General features: G+C 72.6%; 6 protein-coding genes and 1 pseudogene. 3 read left to right on the top strand and 4 right to left on the bottom strand.

The genetic code is table 11. The annotated features are described in order from the left end of the window. The 3 genes and pseudogenes from ACLF5H_RS17430 to ACLF5H_RS17420 form a co-directional block, all read right to left on the bottom strand. Positions 1–242: hypothetical protein (locus tag ACLF5H_RS17430; protein WP_421676943.1), on the bottom strand; the 242-nt coding region annotated here is incomplete at its 3' end. A 170-nt stretch (positions 243–412) separates the two neighbouring features. Next, positions 413–2,375, bottom strand: a pseudogene (locus tag ACLF5H_RS17425) (protein kinase domain-containing protein). Positions 2,376–2,593: 218 nt separating this feature from the next. Further along, positions 2,594–4,303 (bottom strand): glycerol-3-phosphate dehydrogenase/oxidase, encoded by a 1,710-nt coding sequence (locus ACLF5H_RS17420; RefSeq protein WP_421676942.1) that lies wholly within the window; start codon positions 4,301–4,303, stop codon positions 2,594–2,596. A gap of 280 nt (positions 4,304–4,583) precedes the next feature. On the opposite strand from ACLF5H_RS17420, the gene ACLF5H_RS17415 reads away from it, so the two are divergent. The 3 genes from ACLF5H_RS17415 to ACLF5H_RS17405 all read left to right on the top strand — a co-directional run bounded on the left by ACLF5H_RS17415 (position 4,584) and on the right by ACLF5H_RS17405 (position 8,044). Continuing rightward, positions 4,584–5,792, top strand: a complete 1,209-nt coding sequence (locus ACLF5H_RS17415) for a nucleotide sugar dehydrogenase (RefSeq protein WP_421676941.1) — start codon at positions 4,584–4,586, stop codon at positions 5,790–5,792. Between the two features lie 161 nt (positions 5,793–5,953). Next, positions 5,954–6,505, top strand: a complete 552-nt coding sequence (locus tag ACLF5H_RS17410) for a hypothetical protein (protein WP_421676940.1) — start codon at positions 5,954–5,956, stop codon at positions 6,503–6,505. A 171-nt stretch (positions 6,506–6,676) separates the two neighbouring features. Beyond that, positions 6,677–8,044, top strand: coding sequence for an FG-GAP and VCBS repeat-containing protein (locus ACLF5H_RS17405; protein WP_421676939.1), 1,368 nt, complete (start codon positions 6,677–6,679; stop codon positions 8,042–8,044). Positions 8,045–8,141: 97 nt separating this feature from the next. Here ACLF5H_RS17405 and ACLF5H_RS17400 read toward each other — a convergent pair whose 3' ends face one another. Beyond that, the gene (locus tag ACLF5H_RS17400; protein ID WP_037657642.1) at positions 8,142–9,266 is read right to left on the bottom strand and encodes a GuaB3 family IMP dehydrogenase-related protein; all 1,125 of its coding nucleotides are present in this window, start codon (positions 9,264–9,266) and stop codon (positions 8,142–8,144) included. Between the last annotated feature and the right edge of the window lie 26 nt (positions 9,267–9,292).

Below are 9,292 nucleotides of genomic sequence, written 5' to 3'. Positions count from 1 at the left end.
GTCGCGGCCCGCGCGGCCGGCGCGGGACGCGCCCCGCGCCCGCGCGCGGTGAACCCCTCGGGCAGCCCGTCCGCGTCGAGCACCTCGGCCTCGACGACCTCGGGCAGCGGCACCTGGCGGACCAGCACCTCCTGGCCGCTGTAGGTGTCGAAGGCGCGGGTGACGGTCAGTTCGTACGCGTCGGACGGCGGCAGCGGCAGGCGGTAGCGGTCGGCCAGCACCCGGCCCGCGTAGTCGTCCATTCCGCCTTCCCCTCCCCCGGCCGCCCGGTTCGGTCACATCCGTTCGTCTCGCGGCCCGTTTCGCACCCGCACCCGGCTCCGTACGGTCCTCAACCATTCACGATACGTGCCGGAGGCAACCCGCACCGCGCGGTTGCCCGATTCCGGTGCCACGAACCGCTCTCCGGGTCCTAGGACTTGGGCTTGAAGGACGCCGTCAGCGTCTTCCAGGTGTCCGCGCGCAGGTCGCCGTCCCAGTCGCCGGACTTCGCGGTGTACATCAGCGCGTACCCGAGGTGGTCGTTCACCACGAAGCCGCGGTCGATGGTGCGGTATCCGGTGCCGCCGTCGACGTAGGTGAACTCCCAGTCGGCCGTGTTCCAGCTCCGGTAGTCCGCCTTCTCGATCCGGATCCGGTGGTACTGGGAGCGCACCATGTAGTGCTCCTGGCTCTTCCAGTCCGCCACCGGGTCGTCCTTGGGCGTGCCGGTCCAGGCCACGAGCAGCTTCTGCCCGTCGGGACCGGTGTAGCGGTCACCGGCGGATCCGTGCGACTGGTACGACCATCCCTTGGGCAGCCCGATCGAGTAGCCCTGGCCGCCCTTGCGGGTGGAGACGGCGGGCGCGCTCCCGGCGTCGGCGGACGCGCTCGCGCTGACGTCCTTGCCGGTCCCGGTCCCGGTGCCGGTCCCCGCGGCGGTGGGCGCCGAACTCCCGCCGTCGGTACGGGTACCGGCGGCCGCGCCCTTGCTCCGGCCCGCCCCGGTGGACGCGCTCGCGCCGGCCGTGGTCCGGGCGGCGCCCTTGTCGTCCTTGTCGTCGCCGCCGCTGAGGGCGACGGCCAGCACGGTGCCGATCACCGCGAGGGCGACCACCACGGCCACGACCACCAGCGTGCGCCGGGGCACCACGTCCGTGAGCGAGGCCTTCGGCACGGGCCTGGACGGCAGGTCCAGATCCGGCGGCGGCATCACGGGCCACCCCGAACTGGGCTTCGCCGGACCCGCGTTGCCCGACTTGTTCCCGGCGGGGCTCCCCGCCGGGCTCCCGGCGGAGTTCGGCGCGGCGGCCGCGCCCGGCCCCTTGCCGGAGGCGCTGCCGGAAGCCGGGGCGGAACCGCCCTTGGGCCGCGCCGCGTCCGCCGGCACCGGCCGCGGCCCCCGCCGCCGCCTTGCGCACCGAGCGCAGCGCGCCGCGCAGCTTCTCCGCGGCCTCCTCGCTGCGCCTGCTCTCGCCCGGCTGCGCCGGCAGCGGTACCACCCGGGTGGCGTCCAGCGGTTCCGGCTCGCGCGCGTGGATGACCTTGTCGAGCAGGACCCGCGCCCCGGCGTCGTCGAGCCGCTCGGCCGGGTCCTTGGTGAGCAGGCCGTAGATGACGTCCCGCAGCGGGCCCGCGTTCTTGGGCTCGTCCAGCTGCTCGGTCATCACCGCGGTGAGCGTGGCGATCGCCGAGCCCTTGTCGTACGGCGGCACTCCCTCGACCGCCGCGTACAGCAGCCCGCCGAGCGACCACAGGTCGGCCGCGGGGCCCGGCTTGTGGCCGCGGGCGCGCTCCGGGGAGATGTAGGAGGGGGCGCCGACGAGCATGCCGGTCGAGGTGATGGACGGGTCGCCCTCGACCTGTGCGATGCCGAAGTCGGTGAGGACGACGCGGCCGTCGTCGGCGATGAGCACGTTGGACGGCTTCACGTCCCGGTGCAGGATGCCCTCGCGGTGGGCGGAGCGCAGCACGTCGAGGACGGCGAGGCCCACCTCGGCGGCGCGCCTGGGCTCCAGCACGCCGTCCTCGCGGATGACCTCGGCGAGGGACTTGCCCTCCACCAGCTCCATCACGATCCAGGGCCGGTCGTCCTCGTCGACCACGTCGAAGACCGTCACCGCGCTGTTGTTGCGGATCCGGGCGATCGCCTTGGCCTCACGCAGGGTGCGTGTGATCAGGCGCCGCTTCTCCTCCTCGTCGATGTTCGTCGGGAACCGCAGCTCCTTGACGGCGACGGTGCGGCCGAGGGTCTCGTCCTCGGCGCGCCACACCGTGCCCATGCCGCCGCGGCCCAGCACGTCTCCCAGCCGGTACCGCCCGGCGAGGAGACGCCGTCCGCTCTTGCCCTGCCGAGTCTCCTGACGAGATGTCCCCGCCCGCTCCGCCTCCGACATGCGTCCCCTCATGCAACCCGCCCTGACAGAGCCTCCATTGTCTCTCACCCGGCAAGTGCTCCACGCCCTGGGGCCCCTCCCCCGGCCACCGCGCAGCTCCCCGAAGGCGCCCTTCGGCATGGCGGCATGACGGCCCGTGAGACCCCGGCGACCCGCGGTGCCGACCCTTCGGTCACACCCGGTCAAACCCCCTGCGCCGGACCCCCTCCGGCACCCCCTCAGCTGAGCGGCACGATGTCCGGCGCGCCCAGCCGCGCCGCGTCCGCCGTCTGGTCGTCGGGCTGGAGCTGGGACTCGCGTTCGGCCTCGACCCGCTTCTCGTAGTGTTCGACCTCGCGTTCGATCTGGTCCTTGTCCCAGCCGAGGACCGGGGCCATCAGATCGGCGGCCTCGCGGGCGCTGCGGGTGCCCCGGTCGAAGGTCTCGATGGAGATGCGGGTGCGCCGGGTGAGGACGTCGTCCAGGTGGCGGGCGCCCTCGTGCGAGGCGGCGTAGACGATCTCGGCGCGCAGGTAGTCGTCGGCGGCGCGCAGCGGTTCGCCGAGCGCGGGGTCTGCCTCGATCAGGCCGAAGATCTCCTCGGCCATCGAGCCGTACCGGTTCAGCAGGTGTTCGACCCGGACCGTGTGCAGTCCGGTGCGGGCGGCCGTGCGGGCCCGCGCGTTCCACAGCGCCTGGTAGCCCTCCGCGCCGAGCAGCGGGGTCTCCTCGGTGACGCAGTCGGCGACGCGCCGGTCCAGGCCGTGCACCGCCTCGTCGACCGCGTCCTTCGCCATCACCCGGTAGGTGGTGTACTTGCCGCCCGCCACGACCACCAGGCCCGGTGCCGGATGGGCGACCGTGTGCTCGCGGGAGAGCTTGCTGGTGGCGTCGGACTCGCCGGCCAGCAGCGGCCGCAGCCCCGCGTACACCCCCTGCACGTCGTCCCGGCGCAGCGGCACGGCCAGCACCGAGTTGACGTGTTCCAGCAGGTAGTCGATGTCGGCGCTGGAGGCGGCCGGGTGGGCCTTGTCGAGGTCCCAGTCGGTGTCGGTGGTGCCGACGATCCAGTGCCGGCCCCAGGGGATGACGAAGAGGACGGACTTCTCGGTGCGCAGGATCAGCCCGCTGGTGGAGTGGATGCGGTCCTTGGGCACGACCAGGTGGATGCCCTTGGAGGCGCGGACGTGGAACTGACCGCGCTCGCCCACCATGGCCTGGGTGTCGTCGGTCCACACCCCGGTGGCGGTGACGACCTGCTGGGCGCGCACCTCGTACTCCCCGCCGCCCTCGACGTCCTGCACCCGGGCGCCGACGACCCGCTCGCCCTCACGTATGAACCCGGTGACGCGCGCCCGGTTGGCCACCTTCGCGCCGTACGACGCGGCCGTGCGCACCAGGGTGGCCACGAAGCGGGCGTCGTCCATCTGGGCGTCGTAGTACTGAAGCGCGCCGACGAGGGCGTCCTTGCGCAGGCAGGGGGCCACGCGCAGGGCCTGACCGCGGCTCAGGTGCCGGTGCATGGGCAGGCCCCGGCCGTGGCCGCGGGCCGTGGACATCGCGTCGTAGAGCGCGACGCCGGAGCCCGCGTACAGCCGCTCCCAGCCGCGGTGCTGCAACGGGTAGAGGAACGGCACCGGTTTGACCAGGTGCGGGGCGAGCCGCTCCAGGAGCAGGCCGCGCTCCTTCAACGCCTCGCGGACCAGCGCGAAGTCGAGCATCTCCAGATAGCGCAGTCCGCCGTGGATGAGTTTGCTGGAGCGGCTTGAGGTGCCGGACGCCCAGTCACGGGCCTCGACCAGGCCGGTGGACAGCCCGCGGGTGACGGAGTCCAGCGCGGTGCCCGCGCCGACCACTCCGCCGCCGATCACCAGTACGTCCAGCTCGTGCTCGGCCATCGCCGCCAGTGCCTCGGCGCGCTGCACCGGTCCCAGGGTCGCTGTCCTCACCGCTGCCTCCCGCTGTCGCTGACTCGCTCGCGTCGGCCGCACCCGGAGGGCGAGGCCGGTTCACCACCACCTCATGCCCAAATTCTGACCGGCATGCCCGACTTCAGCCACCACGCGCCCGCGACCTGTGGACAACCGGCGCACATCCCCCGGGAGACACACGAACAGAATCCCACATAACGGTCATATTTACTCCTAGTGTGACAGTGCGCTCGCTCATCCTGTCCACAGCGGTTGCGCATCGGTTCCACTTCGGTTACTGGGAAGGACGGCCCACGCCATGCCCGCAGACCTCGCCGTCATCGGACTCGGCCCCTACGGTTTGCCGCTCGCCCAGGCCGCGGTGGCCGCGGGCATCCCCACCCTCGGCTATGCCACCGGACCCGAGGCGGGGCCGCTGAGCCCCGCCGAGCTGCGCCGGATGCACGCCACCGGGTTCCGGCGCGCCACCGACCCGGCCCAGCTCGACCGGGTGCGCACCGCGGTGATCTGCGCGCCCACCCCGCCCGGCGCCGACGGCGGCCCGGACCTCGGCCAGGTCGAGGCCGCCGCCCGCACCCTGGCCGGACGGCTGCGCCCGAACACCACGGTCATCCTGGAGTCGCCCGTACCGCCGGGCACGACCGAGGAATTCCTGCGCCCCCTCCTGGAGGAGGGCTCCGGGCTGCGCGCGGGCCGCGACTTCCATCTCGCCTACTCGCCCAGCCGGGTCGACCCCGGCAACCGCGCGCACACCCCGGCCGGCACCCCCAAGGTCATCGGCGGCCTCACCCCCGCCTGCACCGAGTCGGCCGCCGCCTTCTACGGCCGGCTCACCGACAAGGTGGTCCGCGCGCGCGGGCTGCGCGAGGCGGAGGCGGTGCAGCTCCTGGAGACCAACTTCCGGCACGTCAACATCGCGCTGGTCAACGAGATGGCCGTGCTCTGCCACGAACTCGGCGTCGACCTGTGGGACGTCATCCGCTGCGCCGAGACCAAGCCGTTCGGCTTCCAGGCCTTCCGGCCGGGCCCCGGCGTCGGCGGCCACGCCGTCCCGCAGGACCTCACCGGACACGCGAGCCGCGCCCTGCGCATGGTGGAACTGGCCCAGCAGGTCAACAACCGGATGCCCGGATACGTCGTACAGCGCGCCGCGACCCTGCTCAACGAGCACGGCAAGTCCGCCCGGGGCGCGCGCGTGCTGCTGCTCGGCGTGACCTACAAGGCGGATCTCCCCGACCAGCAGGGCGCCCCGGCCCGGGAGATCGCCGCACGCCTGATGGAACTCGGCGCGTCCGTGAGCTACCACGACCCCTACGTGCCCGCCTGGAGCGTCCTGGACCGCCCGGTCCCGCGCGTCGACTCCCTCTACGAGGCCGCCGCGGCCGCCGATCTGACGATCCTGCTCCAGCAGCACCGCACGTACGACCTCCAGGGCCTGTCGGTGAAGGCCCAACTCCTCCTGGACACCAGGGGGGCGACCCCCACGGGGGCGGCGAACCGGCTCTGAGGAACGCTCCGCCCCCACCTCCGCGCCAGGTCACGGTAGGAAAACAACCGGGGCCCTGTCGGCCCCGCCTGTTAGTCTCCCCCGGACTTACCGCACACAGGTGCGAGTGGTCTCCCGTTCCACCTCATCCAGTTGTGCCACAGCACGGGGGGATTCCTGTCATGAGCCAGTCAGCACCACCGCCGCAGCCGGGTTCCGGTCCGGTCGACGCCAACCCGTACGCCCAGCAGGCGCCGGCCGGCATGCCGTACCCGCCGCAGCCGGGCGCCCCCGGCGGCATGCCGATGGCCCCCGCCGCGCCCGCGCCGGTCCGCGGCAACCCGGCCCTCGGCCTCGTCGCCGCGGTGGTCGCCGCCGTGGTGGCCGCCGGGCTCTACGGCCTGATCGTCGGCGCCACCAAGCACGAGATCGGCTACGCGGCCGTGGGCGTCGGCTTCGTCATCGGCCTCGCGGCGGGCAAGGCGGGCGGCCGCAACGCCGTCCTGCCGATCGCCTCCGTGGTGCTGGCGCTGGTCTCGGTGTACTTCGGCCAGCTGGTGGGCGAGGCGATGATCATCGCCAAGGAGGCAAGCGTGAACTTCAGCGATGTCTTCTTCGACCACTTCGACATCGTGCAGAAGGCGTGGAAGGAGAACGTCGACCTGCTCACCTTCGTGTTCTTCGCCATCGCCGGTTTCGCCGCGTTCTCGGCCACCAAGAAGGCCGCCCAGTAACCAGGACACGCCGAGAAGGACGCCCCCGTGCCGGGGGCGTCCTTCTCGGCGTCCGGCCACCGGCGCCGTCCCGTCGTACAACCGTTCGCCCCCTGCGGCGGTCTCCTGTCGCGCGGCCCTGATCCGAACGACGGATGTCCATGGGCTGTCGCAGCATGAAAGGGCGAACGTATGCGCAGAGTTCGGAGGCTGGCCGTGCTGGCCACCGCCACGGCCGTGTCGGTGGGCGCGGCGGTCCTGGGCGCGGGCGGTCCCGCCGGTGCCGTGCCGAACGCCAAGGCACCGGCGACCGGCCAGAAGGCCGACTTCAACGGCGACGGCTACGCCGACCTGGCCGTCTCGGGCAACGGCTACGTCACGGTGATGTACGGGACGAAATCAGGGCTCACCGCCGCCCGGCACCAGGTACTGGCCGGTCCGGTCCTGGCCGGCGGGGGGTACTCCCCCTTCGGTGACTCGATGGCACCGGGCGACCTGGACGGCGACGGCTACGACGACCTGGTGGTGGGCTTCGACAGCGCGGGGGCGTCCATCGTCTGGGGCGGCCCCCAGGGCCTGTCCGGGCGCACGCCCCTGTCGTTCACGCCGAAGGGCAGCCCCAGCCCGATGATCGTGGGCGACTTCGACGGCGACGGCAGGAACGACCTCGTGGCCGCCACGAGCACGGGCGCCGGCCAGACGGAGACCAGGCTGTTCCGAGGCCCCTTCACCCGGGACGGCGCCAACGCCTCGACCGGCGTCGTGAACACCGGGATCGCGCCCGACAGCCTCGCGGCCGGTGACGTCGACGGCGACCACATACCCGACCTGCTCTCCGTGGGACGGCGCGGCGCCACCGCCGACGCCTCCCTGGTGCTGGGCTCGAAGAAGGGCTTCGGGCCCGCCAAGGACTTCGCCACCAAGGTCAACTCCGGGAGCATCGCGGACGTCGACGGCGACGGCTACGGGGACGTCGTCCTCGGCGCCGGTCTGGAGGACTACCAGCCCAAGGGTGTCGTCGGCGGTTCGATCGTCGTGCAGTACGGCGCCAAGGGGGGCGTGAGCACCACCCGCAAGCCGGTGCGCATCAGCCAGGACACCGCCGGTGTGCCCGGCACCGGCGAGAAGTACGACCGGTTCGGCTACGACCTGGCCACCGGCGACGTGAACGGCGACGGCTACGCGGACGTCGCGGTCGGCGTGATGCAGGAGAGCATCTCCGGGGTCAGCACCACCGGCGCGGTGGACGTGCTGCGCGGCTCGGCCAAGGGACTGACCGGGACCGGCTCGGTGTCCTGGCACCAGAACACGGCCGGGGTGCCGGGCGCGAACGAGCCGTACGACATGTTCGGCTCCCAGGTCGCCCTGGTCGACATGAACAACGACGAACGGAGCGAGCTGGCCACCGGCACGGACCATGAGAACGGGACCGATGGCAACCTCTGGTACTTCAAGTCCGGCAGCAAGGGCCTGACCACGAGCGGGGTCGTCTCCATCGGCCCCAAGACCGTCGGCCTCGTGGCCAAGGGCCGCTACTTCGCCCGCTGGATGACCGGCTGACCGAGACGGTCCACGGCCACGCGAAGGGGTCCGGCCACCGCACCGGCGGCCGGACCCCTTCGCGCTTCGCGTCGTACGACGCCTTCGTACCGTCGGGTCAGCGCTTGTGCTGGCTGTCCGCGACCGTCACCTCGACCCGCTGGAACTCCTTGAGCTCGCTGTAGCCGGTGGTGGACATGGCGCGGCGCAGGGCGCCGAAGAGGTTCATCGAGCCGTCCGGGGTGTGGGACGGGCCGGTGAGGACCTCCTCGATGGTGCCGACGGTGCCGAGGTCGACCTTCTTGCCGCGCGGCAGCTCCTCGTTGACCGCCTCCATGCCCCAGTGGTGGCCCTTGCCGGGCGCGTCCGTGGCACGGGCCAGCGGGGAGCCCATCATCACCGCGTCGGCGCCGCAGGCGATCGCCTTGGGCAGGTCGCCGGACCAGCCGACACCGCCGTCCGCGATCACGTGCACATAGCGGCCGCCGGACTCGTCCATGTAGTCGCGGCGGGCCGCGGCCACATCGGCGACGGCGGTGGCCATCGGGACCTGGATGCCCAGCACATTGCGCGTGGTGTGCGCGGCGCCGCCGCCGAAGCCGACCAGGACGCCGGCCGCGCCGGTGCGCATCAGGTGCAGGGCGGCGGTGTAGGTGGCGCAGCCGCCGACGATCACCGGGACGTCCAGCTCGTAGATGAACTGCTTCAGGTTCAGCGGCTCGTGCGAGGAGGACACGTGCTCCGCGGAGACCGTGGTGCCGCGGATCACGAAGATGTCCACGCCCGCGTCCACGACCGCCTTGGAGAACTGCGCGGTGCGCTGCGGGGAGAGCGCGGCCGCCGTGACCACACCGGAGTCGCGCACCTCCTTGATGCGGGCGCCGATCAGCTCCTCCTTGATGGGCGCCGCGTAGATCTCCTGGAGGCGGCGGGTGGCGCGCTCGGCCGGCAGCTCGGTGATCTCGTCCAGCAGCGGCTGCGGGTCCTCGTACCGCGTCCACAGGCCTTCGAGGTTGAGCACGCCGAGGCCGCCCAGCTCGCCGATGCGGATCGCGGTGGCCGGGGAGACCACGGAGTCCATGGGAGCCGCCAGGAAGGGCAGCTCGAAGCGGTAGGCGTCGATCTGCCAGGCGATCGAGACCTCCTTCGGGTCCCGCGTACGGCGGCTGGGGACGACGGCGATGTCGTCGAAGGCGTACGCCCGGCGGCCGCGCTTGCCGCGCCCGATCTCGATCTCAGTCACGTCTGTGGCCTTTCCTGTTGCGTTTC

The organism is Streptomyces sp. LaBMicrA B280, from assembly GCF_049222185.1.
In the GTDB taxonomy this organism is placed as follows: domain Bacteria; phylum Actinomycetota; class Actinomycetes; order Streptomycetales; family Streptomycetaceae; genus Streptomyces; species Streptomyces murinus.
This window is presented reverse-complemented; position numbering and strand designations above follow the sequence as displayed.

Bases quoted from the DNA above. Each gene is read 5' to 3' on its own strand.
- ACLF5H_RS17415 (WP_421676941.1), top strand. From the start codon at position 4,584: ATGCCCGCAGACCTCGCCGTCATCGGACTCGGCCCCTACGGTTTGCCG.
- ACLF5H_RS17405 (WP_421676939.1), top strand. From the start codon at position 6,677: ATGCGCAGAGTTCGGAGGCTGGCCGTGCTGGCCACCGCCACGGCCGTG.
- ACLF5H_RS17410 (WP_421676940.1), top strand. From the start codon at position 5,954: ATGAGCCAGTCAGCACCACCGCCGCAGCCGGGTTCCGGTCCGGTCGAC.